The sequence below is a fragment of the Amycolatopsis sp. NPDC052450 genome, assembly GCF_044547565.1.
Classification (GTDB): domain Bacteria; phylum Actinomycetota; class Actinomycetes; order Mycobacteriales; family Pseudonocardiaceae; genus Amycolatopsis.
On sequence record NZ_JBIUAQ010000002.1, the window covers coordinates 463,227 to 480,624 of the forward strand.

Sequence of the window (17,398 nt, forward strand, 5' to 3'; positions counted from 1 at the left end):
CCATAGTTCCTTCCGGTGAATACGTCAGTACGCGACACGGAAGGCAGACCGGGGACGGACCCGCATAAGCGGCCCGCACTTCCACGGCTCCTGTTTGAACCGGTGAACACTTTAGGGAAAAACGGCTTCGCGCAGAACCCCCAGCCTGTGGAATGTTGCGACTCGGGCACCGATCCATTCGTATGGGTGCGTTTCTTCGGTACCGCAAACCTCCCTGTATACCCAACATGACCCACCGACAAACGACACGATCGGGTGTCGTTGCCGCGCCGAAACGCCACTTTCCGTAGTCCCGCGAGCGGCGATCTCGCCTCACGGACAAGGAACTCCCCCGTCTGTGCTCTCGCACACATGCTTTCCGTGGCCCCGCCGGACAGCGACCCCGAAATCAAGAGTCAGTACCACGGGGTGCCCAGAAAAGCGCAACTGAAAGGCCCGGCCACACTGATGGACTACATTCGCCCGGCGAGCAGGCGACCATCCGGTCACCATCGGAACGTGTTCACCTTTCTCGGCGGAAGTCCATGCCTCGACCTGACGGCCACGCTGGAAATGCGGCACCTGCGGAAACCGCGTGAATTGCTGACCACACCCGGCGACGTCACGTCCTGGCTCGACCAGGCAGGACTCGTCGCCGAGGTCGCGGTCGACGAAGCGGGGCTCCGCCGGACAGTGGCTTTGCGCGAAGTCGTCGATCGGTTGTGCCGAGGCACCGGCTCGGCGGACGACCTCGCCGCGCTCAACGCCACCGCGGCGGCCCCGCCGCTCATGCCGTACTGGTCCGGCGCCGCCGTCGAAAATCGTGGCACCCTGGAACAGGCTCTCTCGACGCTCGCGCGTGATGCCATCGCCCTGCTGTCCGGCCCGCGGGCCACGCGGATCCGCGAATGCGCCCATCCGGAGTGCAGCCGGCTCTTCCGCGACGTGTCGCACTCCGGCCGCCGCCGATGGTGCGGGATGAACACGTGCGGCACGAAGGTGAAGGCGGCAGGCTATCGGCGCCGCAAGAGGGCCCGAGCAAAAGAGCCGGAACAGGCCGAGTTGCGGTAGGTACACCGAACGAGACCGTCCTTCTCCCCGGTACCTGCATCGCGCTCACCCGTCAGGATTGCTTTCCCTGCATCGCTTCCCCCGGCATGGCCCTGTTCTCCTAGGATATGACCATTCTGTGGTCGAATACCGGGCCTCGATTCTTCGAGTCGCCCGAGTCCATGGCGACCCATCACTTCGGCCCGCGGGGGACATCGCGATGAACATCCTGGTCTTGGACAGTCGGCGTGAACCGCGTGACCGCATGGCCCGCCTTCTCATGACCGCGCCGGGAGTGGCGCGTGTCGGTGCCGCCGCGAGCAGCACGGATCTCGTCGGCAAGTTTCGCTTCCTGCCCGCGGACATGGTCTTTTTGAGCGTGCGCATGCCGTCCGAGGTGGTCGTGGAGACGATCAGGAAGCTGTCGAGAACGCACCACGGGACAAGAGTGGTCGTGTACGGCCCGCCGGAGTCCGGGAATCTCGTCGCCGTCGCGATCAAAGAGGGCGCCGTCGGATTCCTGGCCTGCGAGGCGAGCTCGCTCGGCTGCGGTCGACGGCCGCGATCCGTGCCACTTCCGCGAACCGCGGCGGAGCAGGAGTTCAGCTTGTCGAAACGCGAACTGGAAGTACTGCGTGGAATGAGCCTCGGTAAGACCAACGGCGAGATCGGTGGTGATCTGCAGCTGTCCGAGGACACGGTGAAAACACACGCACAGCGGTTGTTCCGCAAGCTTTCCGCGACCGACCGCGCCCACGCGGTCGTCCAGGGCATGCGCCAGAACCTCATCGACTGATGGCTTTCGCTTCCCCGTGCGATCCGGAAAACGCTTCACCTCCCGTACTGGACCGGATCATGGCCGGGCGCCCGCACCCCGTCGGCGGCTTCCGCTTCCACTTCGGCGACCACTCGTGGGAATGGTCCGACGAAGTCGCCCGGCTCCACGGCTACCGGCCGGGAACCGTGCAGCCCACGACCGAATTGGTGTTGTCGCACAAGCATCCCGAGGACCGTGCCGCGGTCGCCGGCACGCTCGCCGCGACACTGCGCGACGGCACTCCGTTCTGCGGCCGCCACCGCATCATCGACACCTCCGGTATCGAGCACCATGTACTGGTCGTCGGTGATCAGCTCCACGACGACACCGGCGCCACTGTCGGCGTCACCGGCTACTACATCGACCTCGACGCCGGCCGGGACGAGCAGCGGCGGCAGATCCTGGCCGAAGTCCTCCCGGAGTTCCTCGAGGCCCGCGCCGTCATCGAGCAGGCCAAGGGGGCGCTCATGTTCGTCTACACCATCAATGCCGAGCAGGCCTTCCATGTCCTGCAGTGGCGATCCCAGGAGACCAACACCAAACTGCGGGTCCTCGCGGCGAAACTGACCGCCGCCCTCACCACTCTCGACGGCTGCCCCGTGCGACAGCGCTCCCGGTTCGACCACCTCCTGCTCACCATTCATCAACACCCCGGCCCCGCGTGAGAGTGTCAGGTCCGGTGAGGTGCGACGGGGCAGACGCCGGCGGCGAGCCATTTCTCGCGGAGGGCCACCGGGATGGTCAGGGCGGTGGACTGTCCGTCGGTGAGGGTGCGGACGCTCCCGCCGAGAAGGAGATCGCCTGCCTTGTCGAGCACCGCCGTGGCCATCCGGCTGCGGTCCTCTGATCGTTCCAGTAGCCGCATCGCCCGGACGCCCGCTCCGACGGCACGACCCCAGCCGCGTGAGCGCGGCACCTCGAGCCAGTCGGCGACGTCTTCGGTGACGACTTGGCGGATCATCGCGGCGACCACGCCGTCGAAGGCTTTGCCGGGCACCATGTTTTCGTACAGGCGCAGGAGGTTGCGGGTCAGTTCGATGCCTTCGGCGGAGGGACCGTAGCTCGCCTCGACGAGTCCGGCGTTCAGCTCTCGGGCCTCTCGCAGTGTTTCGGGCATCGCTTCGGCGGGGATGCCGAGCATCGCGCCCGTCACCCGCCAGACGTAGTAGTAGTCCTCGGCTTCGCGGTCGGTCACCGTGACGCCCATCCGCCGCATCCCGTCGATGACCTGCACCGAGAAGATCAGCAGTGCTCCCAGCATGTCCTGCTGGCACAGCGGGACACCGTCCGCCTCGACGTCCCACTCGCCGGACCGGGTGATGAAGTACCGGACGGCCGCGTGGATCAGCCGGGTCTTCTGGATCGTGGGCACGAAGGCGCCACCGGAACCGAACGGTTCGGGGCCCATGAGGTTCAGCACGAACTGGGAGGTCTCCGACAGCCGTCGGTGCGGCTGGTTGAGCCGGTGGGTCAGCGACAGGACGCGGGACGGCCGCGGCTGGGCATAGCAGTTCACCATCGCCCCGAACGACAGCACCGAAGCGACGTGCATACCGTCGTCGACGAAGAACTCGTACGCCGCCGCGACCCGCTCGAGATCAGCCCAGCCCGGCGGCGTGTCGGTCTCGATCAGGTACCGGCGCACCGATTCCGGCAGGTTCTCCGGAATGGGCTGGTCGTTGTCCCTGAACTGCGCCAGCACCTCGTTCACCGCGCTCGTCCGCTCACCGGCCACCAACTCGGCGACGACGGCATCGGCGAGCGGATCGCCTTGATACTTCAGTCTTTCCAGGGCCGACAGCGTTTCCGACATCGGATCAGCCTTGTGCACGCCGGAACGCCCCGCTAGCGCCGTCAGGGGAAAGCTCGCACTCGATCTGATGGCGGCCGCGCTCGCTGTCCGTCACTCCGCGCGGCCGTCGATGCTCCGCGAAAACCGGTTGCTCAATGGTCAAGGATCGTTGACCATTGCTCGCATGCCTGCCGACGACCTTCCCGAGACGGTGCACGTCACCACTGACGAGCAGCTGCGCGCCGTCTCCAATCTCACGCGTCACCGGATCATGGCCGTGCTCCGCTTCGAGACGGCGACGATCACGCAGATCGCCGAGCGGTTGGGCCTCGCGAAAGGGAGTTCCAGCTATCACGTGCGCCTGCTTGAGCGGGCCGGCCTGGTGAAGGTGGTGCGGACGCGAAAGGTGCGAGGGGTCACCGAGCGGTACTACGCGCTGGCCGCGCGGGCGATCGTGCTGCCGGATCCGGGCGATGGAGGGCCGGATGTGCTGATGCGCCACGCGGTCGCGGACCTCGAGGCCGCACCGGTGGACGGCGAGCGGCACGTACGGATGGCGCATCTGCGGCTCACCGGGGAGCAGTTCGCGGAACTGGGGGCGCGCCTGCAGGCCCTGGCGGACGAGTACCAGCGGCTGTCCGATCCGTCGCTGCCGGACGCGTCACTCGTCTTCGCCTTGTTCCATCCGACACCGCGCGAGCAGTCCGAAGGGGACGCGAAGTGACCTCGACCGTTCGAAAGTCGCCGACCGGGTTCGGGCGGCTGTGGACCGCGCAGACGGTGTCCTCGCTCGGTGACGGGGTGTCGCATGCCGCACTGCCACTGCTCGCGTTGACGCTGACGCGGGATCCGATGGCGCTCGCCGTCGTCACGGCCGCGGGAACGCTGCCATGGCTGCTCTTCGGTGTGCTCGGCGGTGCACTGGTGGACCGCTGGGACCGCCGTCGGACGATGTGGGTCGCGGACGCGGCGCGGGCGGCACTGCTCGCGATACCGGCGGCGGCGGCCGCGTTCGACGTGCTGAGCATTCCGCTGCTCACGGCCGTCGCCTTCCTGCTCTCCCTCGGCGGACTGTTCTTCGACACCGCCGCCACGGCTTATCTGCCGGATCTGCTCGGCCGCGACCCCGCGCTGCTGGAACGAGCGAACTCTCGCCTACGCGGAGCCCAGACCGCCATGTCCGGCTTCGCGGGCCCGCCCGCGGGAAGTGCGCTGCTCGCCTTCGGCCGGGCGGTTCCACTACTCGCCGACGCGGTGTCGTTCGTGGTCTCCGCGCTGCTCGTACGGACACTGCCCGCCATGCCGCGGCATGTGCCGGAGATCCGCGAGTCGCTGCTCCGGCAAGCGAGGGCTGGGGCGTCGTACGTCTTCCGGGACCGGTTGCTGCTCGGGCTCGCGCTCCGCCCGGCGGTCGGGAACGTCGCCTTCCTCGCCGTGGAGACCGTCCTCGCCCTCTTCGCGCACGACCGCCTCGGCATCGGCACCTACGGCTTCGGCCTGCTCCTCACGGCGGAGGCCACCGGCGGCCTGCTCGGTGCGGGCATCGCCTCCGCCCTCGGCCGACGGCTCGGCACCGGCACGGCACTGACCACCACGGCCGCGGTGGAAGGGCTCGCCATCCTCGGCCTCGCCACCACCTCGAACCCGTATCTGGCCGGCTTGGCGCTTGCCGTCTGCGGGGCCGGTATGGGCGCCACGATGGTGCTCGGGCCCTCCCTCCGGCAGGCGATCGTCCCGGCCGATCTGATGGGCCGGGTCGCGTCCACCTCCCGCATGCTGGCCATGTGCGCCGCCCCCGCCGGCGCCTTCCTCGGCGGCTGGCTCGCCACCGCCTACGACATCCGCACCCCGCTCTACGCCGCGGGCGGCCTCCTCCTGACGATGACGGCCGTCACGGCCTCCATGACCGGTAACCGCCGGGTCGAAGCGGCGCTGCGTGCCGCCGCCCCGGATCACCCCGCCGCCAAGGATCTCGTCCAGTAGGGCACTGACGACCAAGGTGACGAGCCGGCTCAGCCGATCGCGGCCTCGATGTGGGCGAGTTGGACGGCGAGGATCTCTTCGAACACGGCGAGACGGTCCTCGCCGAGAGGGCGGACGTCGCGGGCGAAATGGGCCAGCGCGGGAAAGCGTCCTGGATCGGCGCCGAGTACCGCGACCCGGAACAGTTCCATTCCCTGTTCGTACTCTTCGGGGGTGAGGGTGCTGACCCCGGCCTCGGAGGCGATCAACGCCGCGATGAGGACCGCGATCCGGTGGTAGCGCGCCGGGATCTCCGCGTCGGGCAGCCCCGACTCGCGCAGAGCCTGCAGCACTTCTTCCATGACGAGGCGGGAACCGGTGCCGCCTGAGGCATAGCGTCCCCAGACCGCGGCGAGCTGCGGGTGCTGACCGAAGGCCTCTCGCACGCGCAGGGCCAGGGTCGTGATGCGCTGCTTCCAGTCGCCTTCGGGCCGGTAATCGTCCATAGCGGACAGAAGGATCCGGTCGGCGACCGCGCGCAGCAGTTCGGTCTTGCTGCGGAAGTGCCGGTACAGGCTGGACGAATCGGTGCCGAGCACGGCCGCGAGCTTGCGCACGCTGAAGGACTCGGTGTCGCCCGTGCGCAGCAACTCCGCCGCCGCGTCCAGGATGTCCTCGGTCGACCAGCGCCTTCTGCCTGTCATCCCACCCCTCTCGTCGAGACCAGCTTAACTTATGCACTTGGTGTTGCACGCACTGCGTGCATAATGGTGGCGAGAGACCGACTCGGGGATGACGAAAGGACGTATGTCATGAGGAAACCGCTGGATTCCGCGAAGCTGGCCATCGCCATCGAGAATGTCCACCGCGCCGGGATGCCGGGCGTGTTCGCCGAGGTGCGTGACGGCGACGAGGTCTGGTGCGGCGCCGCCGGGGTCGCCGACCTCGCCACCGGCCGCCCCGTCACCACCGACATGCGGCACCGCGTCGGCAGCATCACCAAGACCTTCACCGCCGCCGCCGTGCTGCAGCTGGTCGAAGACGGCTCGATCGGGCTCGACGCGCCGATCGGCCACTACCTGCCGGAGCTGGTTCCCGGGACCCGCGGTGACGCGATCACGGTCCGGATGTTGCTCGATCACACCAGTGGCTTCGCCGAATACCTTCCGTACGTCTACCCCTCGCTCAAGGCGTTCCCGGCCATGGCCGACACCACGCCGCAGAGCCTGGAGGATCACCGGCACACCCGGTTCGACACCATCGAGCTGATCGAGAAGGGCGTCGCCGCACCGGCTTTCGCCGCACCAGGCGACACTCCGGGGTTGTACTCCAACACCAACTACCTGCTTCTCGGCCGGCTTCTGGAGCAGGTGACCGGCACCACGGCCGAAAAGTGCATCACCCGGAACGTCATCGAACGCGCCGGCCTCCGCGACACGGAGTTCCCGGACGGCCCGCGGTTCGACGGCCCGCAGTCGCGGATTTACGAGGCGTGGTTCGGCAAGTACGAACCGCCGCGCGACTTCAGCGTCTTCGACATGTCCTATGTGGGGCCGTCGGCTTCGCTGATCTCGACCGTGTCGGATCTCAACCGGTTCTTCGGCCTGCTGTTCGCCGGGGAGATCGTCAGCCCGTCGTCGCTGGCGGAAATGCGGCGCACCGTCCGCGTCGTCTCCCAGGAAAGCAAGATCATCGACTACGGGCTGGGCCTGTACCCGATGGAGACGCCCGGCGGCACCTTCTGGGGACATGGCGGCACCGTCTGGGGTGGCGGCGCATTGGCCATGACCAGCGCCGACGGCAGGCGGCAGCTGGCCGTCGCGGTGAACATGCAGCGGTGGAACAGGTTCGACGCCACCGGCACTCCGCGGCCCCATCCCATCAACGACGCGCTCGCGGCTCTGTACGACGCGGCGATGTGCGGCTGACCGGCCCGTCACGAAATCAGGAGAACGATGACTACCACCGATTTCGCGGCGGGACAGTCCATGGCCGGGCTGCTGCGCCCTTACCGATGGAGCTTCGGCGCCGTTGTCTTACTGCAGGTGATCGGCGCGCTCGCGGGACTGGCGCCGCTGCTGGCGGTCGTCGAACTGGGGCGCGCGCTGCTGGCCCCTGGCCCGATCGACCACGATCGGGTCTGGTTCGTCGCGATCGCCGGTGCCGTCGGCCTGCTCGTCCGGCTGCTGTTCACCGCGGCGTCGTCCGGAATCGGGCACCTGCTCGACGGCCGGGTGCAATTGGCCCTTCGCCGTCACCTTGCCGCGCGGCTTGGCCGAGTGCCGATCGGCTGGTTCTCCCGGCGCCGGACCGGTGAGCTGGCCAAGGTGGTCGGCGAGGACGTCAGTGCCGTGCACCCGTTCATCGCCCACGCCCCCGGCGAACTCGTCGCCGCGTTCGTGGTGCCGCTGGTCTCGCTGGTCTACCTGTTCACCATCGACTGGCGGCTCACGCTGATCACGCTGATCCCGGTGGTGCTGGCCCTGGCGCATATCCCGCTGATGATGACCCCGGCCCGGATGGAACAGGAGAAGCGGTTCGACGCGGCCATGGGGCGGATCGCCGATTCCGTCGTCGAGTTCGTGCAGGGCATCTCGGTGGTCAAGGCGTTCGGCGGCACCGGCCGCGCCCACCGCCGGTTCCGCACGGCCACCGACGACTTCGTCGGCGTTTACCACGGCTTCGTGCGCGGCCTTTCCGTGCTCGCGGCCGGAATGCAGCTGGTGCTGTCCCCTCCGTTCGTGCTGCTGGTCGTCCTGATCGGCGGCACCGTGCTGATCACGACCGGCGGCCTGCCCCCGGCCGACCTGCTGCCGTTCCTGTTGCTGGGACTGGGTTTGACCGCTCCGGTGGCGGCTCTGATCGCCCACGGTTTCGATGATCTGCAGGCCGCCAAACGTGCGATCGGCCGGATCAGGACGGTGCTCGAGGTGGCGCCGCTGCCGGAGCCCGCGCAGCCGATCGCGCCGCGGGGCCACCGGGTGGAGCTGCGTGATGTCCGCTTCGGCTACGAAGCCGATCGCGAGGTGCTGCGCGGGATCGACCTGGTCCTCGAACCCGGCACGGTCACCGCGATCGTGGGGCCCTCGGGCAGCGGCAAGTCCACCTTGGTCCAGTTGCTGCCGCGTTTCTTCGACCCGGCCCACGGTTCGGTCACCCTGGGCGGCGTCGATCTGCGCGAACTCGGCAGCCATGACCTCTACCGGATGGTCTCCTTCGTCTTCCAGGACGTTCGCCTGCTGCGAGCCTCGGTCGCGGACAACATCGCGCTCGCCGTACCGCACGCCGATCTCGACGACGTGGTCCGCGCGGCCCGGATGGCGAACATCCATGACCGGATTCTCGAGCTGCCACACGGCTACGACACGGTGCTGGGGCGGGAAGCCGGGCTGTCGGGTGGTGAGGCGCAGCGGATCGCGCTCGCCAGGGCACTGCTCGCCGCCACCCCCGTCCTGGTGCTGGACGAGGCGACCGCCTTCGCCGACCCGCAGACCGAGCAGGCGGTACGGCGGGCGTTGACCACGCTGGAAAGCGATCGCACGATCCTGCTCATCGCCCACCGCCTGGAGACGATCGCCGACGCCGACACCGTCGTGATGCTCGACGACGGCTCGATCGTCGAACAGGGCAAACCCGCAGATCTCTTGGCACAGAACGGAAAGTTCGCCGCCTTCTGGCAATCCGAGGAGTACCGATGATCCGCACCCTGCTGCACGTCCTCGGCCGGGAATACGCCGGGCCCGTGCGTCGCACCGTGGCCTTGATGACGATGACCGCGATCATCGAGGGGTTGTCCTACGCACTGCTGGTTCCCGTGCTGACGGCTCTGTTCGGCGACGATCCCGCGGACGCGGTGCCCTGGCTGATCATGTTCGGCGGTGCGGTCGCGATCTACGCGGTGCTGCGCTATGTCAGCGATCTGTTCGGCTTCCGCGCCGGAACCACGCTGCTGCGTGGCATGTACCACCGCCTCGGCGATCATCTGGCCCGGCTGCCCCTCGGCTGGTACAGCACCGGCCGCGTCGGGGAGCTGTCCGTCCTGGCAGGCCGGGGCGTGCTGGAGACCATGGGAGTGATCGCGCATCTGCTGGGGCCCTGCATCTCCGCCTTCGTCACCCCCGTGACGATCATCGGCGTGATACTCGCCTTCAACTGGCAGCTGGGGCTGGTCGCGCTCCTCGCCGTTCCCCTCGTGGTGGCGATCCAGCTCCGGACCGGCCGCTCGGTGGCCGCGGGCGACGCCGGCCGCCACGAACGGGACACCGAGGCCACCGGCCGCGTCATCGAGTTCCTTCAGGCTCAGCCGGTGCTGCGCGCCGGCGGCCGCAACGCCCACCGTTTCGCGCTGCTCGATGAGGCGCTGCAAGGACTTCAGCGCGCCTCCCGCCGTACCGTGCTGTCGGTTTTGCCCGGCATGATCGGCTTGACGCTCGTGGTGCAGGCGATGTTCACCGTGGTGCTGCTTCTGGGCACCTACCTCGCGCTCGGCGGAAGCATCGGTGTCGCCGAGGTGCTGACGATTCTGGTGCTGGCCGCCCGCGGCGCCGATCCTGTGCTGTCCCTGGCCGACATCGGCGGCAAACTCCGCTCCGCGCGCTCCGAACTGGACAGGCTCGACGCGGTCCTGCGCACCGAGCCCCTGCCGGAAGCAGCCGACCCGATCCGGCCGGTGGGACACGGCCTGGATCTGGAGTCCGTCACCTTCCGGCATGGCGATCGCACGGTGTTCGACGACCTGTCGTTGTCCGTGCCCGAGGGACAGCGACTCGCCGTGGTCGGCCCCTCGGGCGCGGGCAAGAGCACACTGCTGCAGTTGCTCGCGCGCTTCCACGACGTGGACGCGGGCGCCGTGCGCGTGGGCGGCGTGGACCTGCGCTCCGTCGCCACCGAGGAGTTGATGGCGAGGATCGCCATCGTCTTCCAGGACGTCTACCTTTTCGACGGCACGATCGAAGACAACGTGCGACTGGGCCGTCCCGAAGCCACCGAGGCCGAACTGCGGGCGGCGGCGAGCGCCGCGCGGCTGGACGAGGTGATCGAGCGGCTGCCCGGCGGCTGGGCGGCGACCGTCGGCGAGGGTGGCACGCTGCTGTCGGGAGGCGAACGCCAGCGCGTCTCGATCGCGCGGGCGCTGCTGAAGGACGCGCCCATCGTGCTTCTGGACGAAGTGACCTCCGCGCTGGACCCGGTGAACGAGGCCGCCGTCCACGAAGGCATCGAACGCCTGATGGCGGGCAGGACGGTCGTGCTGGTCGCGCATCGGATGCGGACGGTCCGGCGCGCCGATCGCATCGCCTTCCTCGACGGCGGCCGGATCGTGGAAGAAGGCCGCCACGACGAACTGCTCCGCCGCGGCGGCCGCTACGCCGACTTCTGGAACGCTTCCCTGGCACCGGCTTTCAGCGGGGACTAGAGCGCGGCGCGCTCGGATTCGCGGCCGCATTGTACGAATCTTGTACGCGCTTCAAGAAGTTTCGATCGGACCTCGAAACTCGACGAAGGTGAGCGCTCATGTCCGAGCACGTTTCCCGACGTTCACTGTTGCGCATGGGCGGTGGACTCGCCGCGACGACGGCGCTGCTCGGCACCGGCGCGATGTTCGCCGGCCCGGCTTCGGCCGCGATCACCGCGATGCCGGTGTCCAAGCGTTTCGACCTCACCGAGCCGTCTTACGACGAGTTCCGCAGCAAGATCCTGCACGAGTCGCACCACGTGATGCAGGGTTTCGCCTTCGACAACCAGAACGTGCGCATTTTCATCGTGAACGCCCGCAACGGCGGGACCGGGGACGACCTGTGCATCACGCAGGTCAACTTCTCCGGGGAGATCCAGGGTTCGATGCATCTCAACAACGCCGGGCACGGTGTCTCGATCGGCGTCGAACCGGTGGGCACCGACTCCTACATCTGGATGGAATGCGATTCGGACGGACCGACCGGCGCCGGTCGCGGGACGGCGCTGGCCAGGTTCAAGTTCGTCAACGGTGGCACGCCGTCGGTGAAGAAGTTCCTCACCGGCAGCGACACGATCACCTGTGCCACCGATCCGATCAACAAGCGGATCGCGGTACGCCGCAAGGAAGGCGGCAAGATGCACATCAGCGTGTACCCGCTGGCGTCCGCCGCGGCAGGCAACTTCAGCGCACCGCTGGTGCACTTCCCGCAGCCCGCACTGGCCGACCAGGCGGTGACGTTCCAGGGGTACACCATCTACGGCCAGTATCTGTACACATTGGACGGTACCGGCCACGCGGATCCCGCCGACATCAATTCCTACGTCACGTGCATCGACATGAACACCGGCCAGGTGAAGAGCCGCGCGCTGACCAAGGCGGGGCAGTCGCTGGTGTTCCGCGAGCCGGAGGGACTCGGGATCTACCGGAGCCTGGCCGGGGAGACCCGGTTGTACATGGGCTTCGGTTCGCGCAGCAGCATGGACAACATCAACCGCTACGCGAACCTGTTCTACAAGAACGTCCTCATCGACTGAGACCGGAACTCAGTGTCCGCGGGCGATCCACTCGGCCAGATGGGGCGCTTCGGTACCGATGGTGGTGGGGTCGCCGTGTCCGGTGTGGACCTTCGTGTCCTCGGGCAAGGCGAAGAGCCGTTCCCTGATCGAGGAAATGATCGTCGGGAAGTCGGAGAACGAGCGCCCCGTCGCGCCGGGGCCGCCCGCGAAGAGCGTGTCCCCGGAGAAGAGCGCTTTGGCCTCGGGGAGGTGCAGGCACACCGATCCGGGTGAATGCCCTGGCGTGTGGACGACCTCGAGTTCCGTGCCGGCGACGGCGATCCGCTCGCCGTCCTCCGCGGGCCGGAAACCGCGGCCGGGGTGGGTCATCTCCCACAGCTCCCGGTCCCCCGGATGCAGCACGACGGGGGCGTGCAGGTGTTCGCTCAGCATCGGAGCGACGGTGACGTGGTCGTTGTGCCCGTGGGTGCAGACGACGGCGACCACGTCACGGCCGCCCACGGCCCCGGTGATGGTCTTCTCGTCGTGCGCGGCGTCGACGATCACGACCTCGTCGTCGTCCCCGACGAGCCAGACGTTGTTGTCGACGTCCCAGCTCCCGCCGTCGAGTTCGAAGACCCCGGCGGTGACGACGCGTTCGATCCGCAGGTTCCCGCTCACAGGATCACCACCGAACGCAGGACCTCGCCGGCGTGCATGGCGTCGAAGGCCTTCTCGACCCCGTCGAGCGCGATCCGCTCGGTCACGAACCGTTCCAGCGGCAACCGGCCCTGCAGGTACAGGTCGATCAGCATCGGGAAGTCCCGCTCCGGCAGGCAATCGCCGTACCAGGACGACTTCAGCGCGCCACCGCGGGAGAAGAAGTCGATCAGCGGCATCTCCAGGCGCATGTCCGGCGTCGGGACGCCGACCAGGACCACCGTGCCCGCCAGGTCACGTGCGTAGAAGGCGGCCTTCCACGTCTCCGGGCGGCCGACCGCGTCGATGACGACGTCGGCGCCGAAACCGCCGGTCAGTTCCTGGATCGCGGTGACCGTGTCGGTGCCGGAGGCGTTGACGGTGTGGGTCGCGCCGAGTTCACGGGCCCACTCGAGTTTTCGCTCGTCGCGGTCGACCGCGATGATCGTGCCCGCGCCTGCCAGCCGGGCGCCGACGACGGCGGCGTCGCCGACTCCCCCGCAGCCGATGACCGCGACCGAATCCCCGCGGCCGACTGCGCCGGTGTTGACCGCCGCGCCGAGTCCGGCCATCACGCCGCAGCCGAGCAGGCCCGCGACGGCCGGATCCGCGGCGGGGTCGACCTTGGTGCACTGCCCGGCGTGGACGAGCGTCTTGTCGGCGAACGCGCCGATGCCCAGCGCCGGGGTCAGCTCGGTGCCGTCGGTCAGTGTCATCTTCTGTGTCGCGTTGAAGGTGTCGAAGCAGTACTGCGGGCGTCCGCGCTTGCAGGCCCGGCACTGTCCACACACCGCACGCCAGTTGAGGACGACGAAATCCCCTGGTCGTACGGAATCCACGCCGTCGCCGACGCTCTCCACGGTGCCCGCGGCCTCGTGACCGAGCAGGAACGGGAACTCGTCGTTGATGCCGCCGTCGCGGTAGGTCAGATCGGTGTGGCAGACCCCGCAGGCCGCGATCGACACGACGACCTCGCCGGGGCCCGGATCCGGGATCACGATGTCCGTCAGCTCCACCGGAGCGTTCCGGGACCTGGCGATCACTCCGCGCACCTGCTGTGACATTCCCTGTTTCCTCCGCCGTCCGGCAACACAGGCATGCGCACTGACGCATGCTTTACGTGAGGTTAGGCCGGGAAGCCGTGGAAGCGACCTGGTCGTCGGTCCAGTGGATCCTGTCCTTTCGACCAGGCGAGCCGGTGGCTAGGCTCGCTGGATGTCCGACTCCGCCGACCTGACCGCGCTGCGCGACGTCATCGAAGGCCCGTTGCGCGAAATCGCCGACCGGTTCTCGCGCTTCCTCGCCGACGGCTGGCCGCACCAGGCTCTGGTCATTTTCACCCGGGAGTGCACCGGGCGGCCGCGGAAGGTCACCGGCGTACGCGAGATCACCGACAAGATCACCATCGCCGAACTCGAAGCGCTCAAAGCGAGCGTGCCGCCCGGCCATCAGGTGACCACGACGGCCACGCTCGGCGGCGCCACCCGGACCGTTTGGGCCGTACAGGATCCGATCGGCACCCTGCTCGCGCTCGTCCCCCGGTCGAGCCGGACCCGCTTCCCGCATCCCGCTTCCCTGGCCGACGTCTTCGGCGTCGTCGCGACCTCGATCCGCCAGCAGGTGACGCAGGCCAGCCCCGACTATCTCGCCGAATCCCGCGCGGCCTCCAGCGAACGCGCCAGGACGATCGCCGAAATGGCCGCCGCGCACGAAACCGCGCTCGTCACGATCCTCACCACCCTGCGGTCCTCCCGGCTGGACGACCACCGCGCCCGGCTCGCCGCGACCGACTCCGCCTCGGCCGCGCTGGTGGCGCTCCGGTCGGCCCAGAAGACCGATCTCGCCCAGTCCGAAGAGCCCGCGCACACCGCGTTCGGCAGGCTGCGGCGCGAACTCCGGCAAATGCTGCGCCACCACGACGCGCGACTGGATTTCGTCGCCCCGCCGAAGAACGGGCGGCCGATACCCGGCGAGATCGCCCACGCCGCCCGCGCGATGACCTGCACGGCGGTGCTGGCCTTCACCAGCCAACCCGAGCTGACCCGCCTCCGGGTCGCCTGGTCGACCGACAGCACCGCGCTGCACCTCGACATCCGCGATCAGGGACCGGGCAGCCTCGACAGCGCCGGCCTGCGCCTGCAACTCGACGGACGTGCGAAAACCCTCGGCGCCACCGTCCGGATCGACGCCCTCCCCGAATGGGGGAGCCACGTCGCCATCAGCGTCCCCTTCGAACCGGCCGCGGGACGGACCGACGAGACGCTGCCGTCGAATCTCAACCGCCGCGAACTCGAGGTGCTGCGGCTGGTCGCCCGGGGGCAGCGCAACAAGTCCATCGCCGACGCGCTCGGGATCACCGAAAGCACGGTCAAGTTCCATGTCACCGGCCTGCTGAAGAAGCTGGACGTCACCTCACGCGGTGAAGCCGCGGCACTGGCACTGAGCGCCGGAATCACCGGCATCTGAGTCGCGCGGCAGCGGACTCAGTCGGGTGCGAGGATTTCCGCCAGCCGAAGCGTGTCTTCGAGGTAGCGCTCGTAGGGAAAGCCGGCCGCGACGAGACCCTCGCGGAACTCGTCGTAGAGCGGCTTTCCCGCGGCGTGGAAGGCTTTCCGGCCGAGATCGGTGAGCCGGACCAGCCGCCGCCGCGCGTGTTCGGGGTCGACGGTGATCCGCACCAGACCGTCCGCTTCGAGTGGCCGCAGGGCCCGGCTGATCGCCGGGTCGGAGACCGACAGCGCCTGAGCGAGCCGGTGCTGCGTCGTCGGCTCGATCTCCTCGAGCGTGCCAAGAAGCCGTATCTGGCTGTAGGTCAAACCGCCGGAGTCATCGGCGCGCCGACGGGCGGCTTCGCCCATCAGCATGACCACGCGGTGCAGCAGGTCTGCGAGTCCGTCATCCACGACCTCACCATACCAGAGTGTTGACTGGTTAATATTAACCAGGTAAGACTGAGGGCATGGACAACTTCTCCTACTTCGCCCAATCCGCCTTCCCGCTGGTCTGGATCGTCGTGCCCGCCATCGGCGCCTCCCTCCGCGCCCGCCACGCGACGTCTTCCGAAGAACGGCTCGAGATCTGGCAGCGCTGGTGGGCGATCGGCGCCTTCGGCTGCGGCAGCCTGTGGATGACGGTCGCCTTCCTCGCCTTCCCGGACGTCATGGCCACGGCGATCGGCTTCGACCGGACACCGTTCATGTTCGAGATCGCCTTCGCCAACCTCGCACTGGCCGTCATGGGCTTCCGGGCCGCCTCGGCGTCCGCGCGCGAACGCATCACCATCGGCATCGGCGGCGGGATGTTCCTCTGGGGAGCCGCGATCGGCCACGTCTACCAATGGTTCGCGGGCGGCGACCACTCCCCCGGCAACACCGGCGGAGTGCTCGTCAACGACATCCTGATCCCCGCGGTCATGATCATCCTGGCCGTGCGCTCCCGGCGACTCGCGCCCTCCCCACGACCGGCCGCGGAAATCGCCGCCTGAGACCGCGGGAGCTCACCATGACGACACAGACCGGCCCCGCGATCGGAAAGGCCGCCGCCGAGCGGCTCACCGTCTTCGTCGACGCGGTGATCGCGATCGCGCTCACCTTGCTGGCACTGGATCTCCCGATCCCCCACGGCGACACCACCGCCGCCATGCTGAGCTCGATTTCGGCCCACGGCAACGAGTACGTCGCCTTCGCGCTCAGCTTCGTGGTGATCTCCGCCCACTGGCGCGCCCACCACGAGATCTTCCCCCATGTCCGCTCGCTGAACGGCCGTCTGATCAGCCTCACCCTGGGTTGGCTGTTCATGCAGGTCCTGATGCCGTTCGCGACGCGGGTGATCACCGCCGAGGGAGCCTTCCCGCTCCGGTTCAGCCTCTACGCGATGGTCCAGGTGCTGGCCTCCGCGTCGTTCGCGCTGATCATCCGGGAGATCCGGCGCGAACACCTGTATCGGACCGACGGCCCGCCCCGGGTCTTCGCCCAAAGCCTGACGCGCAGCATCTGCCTGGCCGCGGTGTTCGGGGTTTCCATTCCCGTCTCGTTCGTGACCGAGAACGCCGGCGCGTATCTGTGCTGGCTCGTGGCGCCGATCGCACTCGCCATCGCCCGCCGTGTCCAGGACCGCGAACCGTGAAACGACGCGTACGTGTCATGTCGTGCCGTGCGGGTCCGTCAGGGGCGCACGAAGCCCGCGATCCGTGGCGTGACGACAGCGGTGCCGTCGTCGATCATGCCCCGCATCCCCGCCAGCACTCGTTCGTCCGGCGAGCCGTGCACCTGGAAATCCACCACCGCGCAGTGCTCCGACACGGCGTTGATGTGGTTCTCGGAGATCCGCCAGTGTTCGAGGACCGCGTCCGAATCGGCGTACATCTGATAGCTGTAGGCCAGCATGCGGTCGGCGTCCACGAACGTCTGCACCATCACCTGCGGCGCGTTGCGCTCGACGAAGTCGACTGCTTCGCGCACGGCGGCGGTGAACTGCTCCAGGTGGCCGTTGGTGATCCGCATGGTGTTCCGGAACAGGAGCGTTTCGTCTGCTTCGAGGGTCATGGCCTCATGGTTGGACCTCGACCAAGCTCGAGGTCAATGCGGCAGCCCGTGCGGTCCGTCACAAACGTTGTCGGACCTGTCGAGGACACTCTGCCCATGAGCTAC

At 68.3% G+C, this 17,398-nt stretch carries 18 protein-coding genes; 12 read left to right on the plus strand and 6 right to left on the minus strand.

Annotated elements, in window-relative coordinates; all coding sequences use genetic code 11:
* Positions 1 to 498: 498 nt before the first annotated feature.
* The 3 genes from ACIHAO_RS07145 (at position 499) to ACIHAO_RS07155 (ending at position 2,511) form a co-directional block, all read left to right on the plus strand.
* Complete coding sequence (locus ACIHAO_RS07145) at positions 499 to 1,050, plus strand: CGNR zinc finger domain-containing protein (RefSeq protein ID WP_396555284.1); 552 nt, start codon at positions 499 to 501, stop codon at positions 1,048 to 1,050.
* Between the two features lie 199 nt (positions 1,051 to 1,249).
* Entirely contained in the window at positions 1,250 to 1,825 is a 576-nt protein-coding gene (locus tag ACIHAO_RS07150; RefSeq protein WP_396555286.1) for a response regulator transcription factor, read from the plus strand.
* The gene (locus ACIHAO_RS07155; protein WP_396555288.1) at positions 1,825 to 2,511 is read left to right on the plus strand and encodes a PAS and ANTAR domain-containing protein; all 687 of its coding nucleotides are present in this window, start codon (positions 1,825 to 1,827) and stop codon (positions 2,509 to 2,511) included. Before ACIHAO_RS07150 ends, ACIHAO_RS07155 begins: the two co-directional genes overlap by 1 nt.
* Positions 2,512 to 2,516: 5 nt before the next feature.
* Here the strand turns inward: ACIHAO_RS07155 and ACIHAO_RS07160 are convergent, their stop codons facing one another.
* Positions 2,517 to 3,659 carry an oxygenase MpaB family protein gene (locus ACIHAO_RS07160; RefSeq protein ID WP_396555290.1) on the minus strand — a complete coding sequence of 381 codons (1,143 nt, stop codon included), beginning with the start codon at positions 3,657 to 3,659 and terminating at the stop codon, positions 2,517 to 2,519.
* A 163-nt stretch (positions 3,660 to 3,822) separates the two neighbouring features.
* Between ACIHAO_RS07160 and ACIHAO_RS07165 the strand changes: the two genes are divergently transcribed.
* Together ACIHAO_RS07165 and ACIHAO_RS07170 are read left to right on the plus strand one after the other, a co-directional pair.
* Positions 3,823 to 4,362 (plus strand): ArsR/SmtB family transcription factor, encoded by a 540-nt coding sequence (locus ACIHAO_RS07165; protein ID WP_396555292.1) that lies wholly within the window; start codon positions 3,823 to 3,825, stop codon positions 4,360 to 4,362.
* Entirely contained in the window at positions 4,359 to 5,621 is a 1,263-nt protein-coding gene (locus tag ACIHAO_RS07170; protein ID WP_396555294.1) for an MFS transporter, read from the plus strand. The genes ACIHAO_RS07165 and ACIHAO_RS07170 overlap by 4 nt, the downstream gene beginning before the upstream one ends.
* A gap of 29 nt (positions 5,622 to 5,650) precedes the next feature.
* Here the strand turns inward: ACIHAO_RS07170 and ACIHAO_RS07175 are convergent, their stop codons facing one another.
* On the minus strand, positions 5,651 to 6,304 hold the full coding sequence (locus ACIHAO_RS07175) for a TetR/AcrR family transcriptional regulator (protein WP_396555296.1): 654 nt from the start codon (positions 6,302 to 6,304) through the stop codon (positions 5,651 to 5,653).
* Positions 6,305 to 6,412: 108 nt separating this feature from the next.
* Here ACIHAO_RS07175 and ACIHAO_RS07180 point away from each other — a divergent pair, with 108 nt between their 5' ends.
* The 4 genes from ACIHAO_RS07180 (at position 6,413) to ACIHAO_RS07195 (ending at position 12,089) form a co-directional block, all read left to right on the plus strand.
* Positions 6,413 to 7,528: a serine hydrolase domain-containing protein gene (locus ACIHAO_RS07180; RefSeq protein WP_396555298.1), complete on the plus strand. Its 1,116-nt coding sequence runs from the start codon at positions 6,413 to 6,415 to the stop codon at positions 7,526 to 7,528.
* A gap of 27 nt (positions 7,529 to 7,555) precedes the next feature.
* The gene (locus ACIHAO_RS07185; protein ID WP_396555300.1) at positions 7,556 to 9,298 is read left to right on the plus strand and encodes an ABC transporter ATP-binding protein; all 1,743 of its coding nucleotides are present in this window, start codon (positions 7,556 to 7,558) and stop codon (positions 9,296 to 9,298) included.
* Positions 9,295 to 11,013, plus strand: a complete 1,719-nt coding sequence (locus ACIHAO_RS07190; protein ID WP_396555302.1) for an ABC transporter ATP-binding protein — start codon at positions 9,295 to 9,297, stop codon at positions 11,011 to 11,013. The genes ACIHAO_RS07185 and ACIHAO_RS07190 overlap by 4 nt, the downstream gene beginning before the upstream one ends.
* Positions 11,014 to 11,111: 98 nt before the next feature.
* The gene (locus ACIHAO_RS07195; protein WP_396555304.1) at positions 11,112 to 12,089 is read left to right on the plus strand and encodes a teichoic acid biosynthesis protein C; all 978 of its coding nucleotides are present in this window, start codon (positions 11,112 to 11,114) and stop codon (positions 12,087 to 12,089) included.
* A 9-nt stretch (positions 12,090 to 12,098) separates the two neighbouring features.
* Here the strand turns inward: ACIHAO_RS07195 and ACIHAO_RS07200 are convergent, their stop codons facing one another.
* Positions 12,099 to 12,731, minus strand: a complete 633-nt coding sequence (locus ACIHAO_RS07200) for an MBL fold metallo-hydrolase (protein WP_396555306.1) — start codon at positions 12,729 to 12,731, stop codon at positions 12,099 to 12,101.
* On the minus strand, positions 12,728 to 13,813 hold the full coding sequence (locus ACIHAO_RS07205; RefSeq protein ID WP_396555308.1) for an S-(hydroxymethyl)mycothiol dehydrogenase: 1,086 nt from the start codon (positions 13,811 to 13,813) through the stop codon (positions 12,728 to 12,730). Before ACIHAO_RS07205 ends, ACIHAO_RS07200 begins: the two co-directional genes overlap by 4 nt.
* Positions 13,814 to 13,964: 151 nt before the next feature.
* Between ACIHAO_RS07205 and ACIHAO_RS07210 the strand changes: the two genes are divergently transcribed.
* The gene (locus ACIHAO_RS07210) at positions 13,965 to 15,215 is read left to right on the plus strand and encodes a LuxR C-terminal-related transcriptional regulator (RefSeq protein ID WP_396555310.1); all 1,251 of its coding nucleotides are present in this window, start codon (positions 13,965 to 13,967) and stop codon (positions 15,213 to 15,215) included.
* Between the two features lie 17 nt (positions 15,216 to 15,232).
* Here the strand turns inward: ACIHAO_RS07210 and ACIHAO_RS07215 are convergent, their stop codons facing one another.
* Complete coding sequence (locus tag ACIHAO_RS07215) at positions 15,233 to 15,652, minus strand: MarR family winged helix-turn-helix transcriptional regulator (protein ID WP_396555312.1); 420 nt, start codon at positions 15,650 to 15,652, stop codon at positions 15,233 to 15,235.
* A 56-nt stretch (positions 15,653 to 15,708) separates the two neighbouring features.
* Between ACIHAO_RS07215 and ACIHAO_RS07220 the strand changes: the two genes are divergently transcribed.
* Together ACIHAO_RS07220 and ACIHAO_RS07225 are read left to right on the plus strand one after the other, a co-directional pair.
* A complete protein-coding gene (locus ACIHAO_RS07220; protein WP_396555314.1) occupies positions 15,709 to 16,233 on the plus strand; it encodes a DUF6790 family protein in 525 nt (174 codons plus the stop codon).
* Positions 16,234 to 16,250: 17 nt separating this feature from the next.
* The gene (locus ACIHAO_RS07225) at positions 16,251 to 16,874 is read left to right on the plus strand and encodes a TMEM175 family protein (RefSeq protein WP_396555316.1); all 624 of its coding nucleotides are present in this window, start codon (positions 16,251 to 16,253) and stop codon (positions 16,872 to 16,874) included.
* Positions 16,875 to 16,912: 38 nt separating this feature from the next.
* Here ACIHAO_RS07225 and ACIHAO_RS07230 read toward each other — a convergent pair whose 3' ends face one another.
* Positions 16,913 to 17,293: a hypothetical protein gene (locus ACIHAO_RS07230; RefSeq protein WP_396555318.1), complete on the minus strand. Its 381-nt coding sequence runs from the start codon at positions 17,291 to 17,293 to the stop codon at positions 16,913 to 16,915.
* Positions 17,294 to 17,398 lie beyond the last annotated feature (105 nt).

Coding starts and splice junctions, on each gene's coding strand:
- ACIHAO_RS07150 (WP_396555286.1), top strand. CDS start 1,250: ATGAACATCCTGGTCTTGGACAGTCGGCGTGAACCGCGTGACCGCATG.
- ACIHAO_RS07155 (WP_396555288.1), top strand. CDS start 1,825: ATGGCTTTCGCTTCCCCGTGCGATCCGGAAAACGCTTCACCTCCCGTA.
- ACIHAO_RS07160 (WP_396555290.1), bottom strand. CDS start 3,659: ATGTCGGAAACGCTGTCGGCCCTGGAAAGACTGAAGTATCAAGGCGAT.
- ACIHAO_RS07165 (WP_396555292.1), top strand. CDS start 3,823: ATGCCTGCCGACGACCTTCCCGAGACGGTGCACGTCACCACTGACGAG.
- ACIHAO_RS07175 (WP_396555296.1), bottom strand. CDS start 6,304: ATGACAGGCAGAAGGCGCTGGTCGACCGAGGACATCCTGGACGCGGCG.
- ACIHAO_RS07180 (WP_396555298.1), top strand. CDS start 6,413: ATGAGGAAACCGCTGGATTCCGCGAAGCTGGCCATCGCCATCGAGAAT.
- ACIHAO_RS07185 (WP_396555300.1), top strand. CDS start 7,556: ATGACTACCACCGATTTCGCGGCGGGACAGTCCATGGCCGGGCTGCTG.
- ACIHAO_RS07190 (WP_396555302.1), top strand. CDS start 9,295: ATGATCCGCACCCTGCTGCACGTCCTCGGCCGGGAATACGCCGGGCCC.
- ACIHAO_RS07195 (WP_396555304.1), top strand. CDS start 11,112: ATGTCCGAGCACGTTTCCCGACGTTCACTGTTGCGCATGGGCGGTGGA.
- ACIHAO_RS07205 (WP_396555308.1), bottom strand. CDS start 13,813: ATGTCACAGCAGGTGCGCGGAGTGATCGCCAGGTCCCGGAACGCTCCG.
- ACIHAO_RS07210 (WP_396555310.1), top strand. CDS start 13,965: ATGTCCGACTCCGCCGACCTGACCGCGCTGCGCGACGTCATCGAAGGC.
- ACIHAO_RS07220 (WP_396555314.1), top strand. CDS start 15,709: ATGGACAACTTCTCCTACTTCGCCCAATCCGCCTTCCCGCTGGTCTGG.
- ACIHAO_RS07225 (WP_396555316.1), top strand. CDS start 16,251: ATGACGACACAGACCGGCCCCGCGATCGGAAAGGCCGCCGCCGAGCGG.
- ACIHAO_RS07230 (WP_396555318.1), bottom strand. CDS start 17,293: ATGACCCTCGAAGCAGACGAAACGCTCCTGTTCCGGAACACCATGCGG.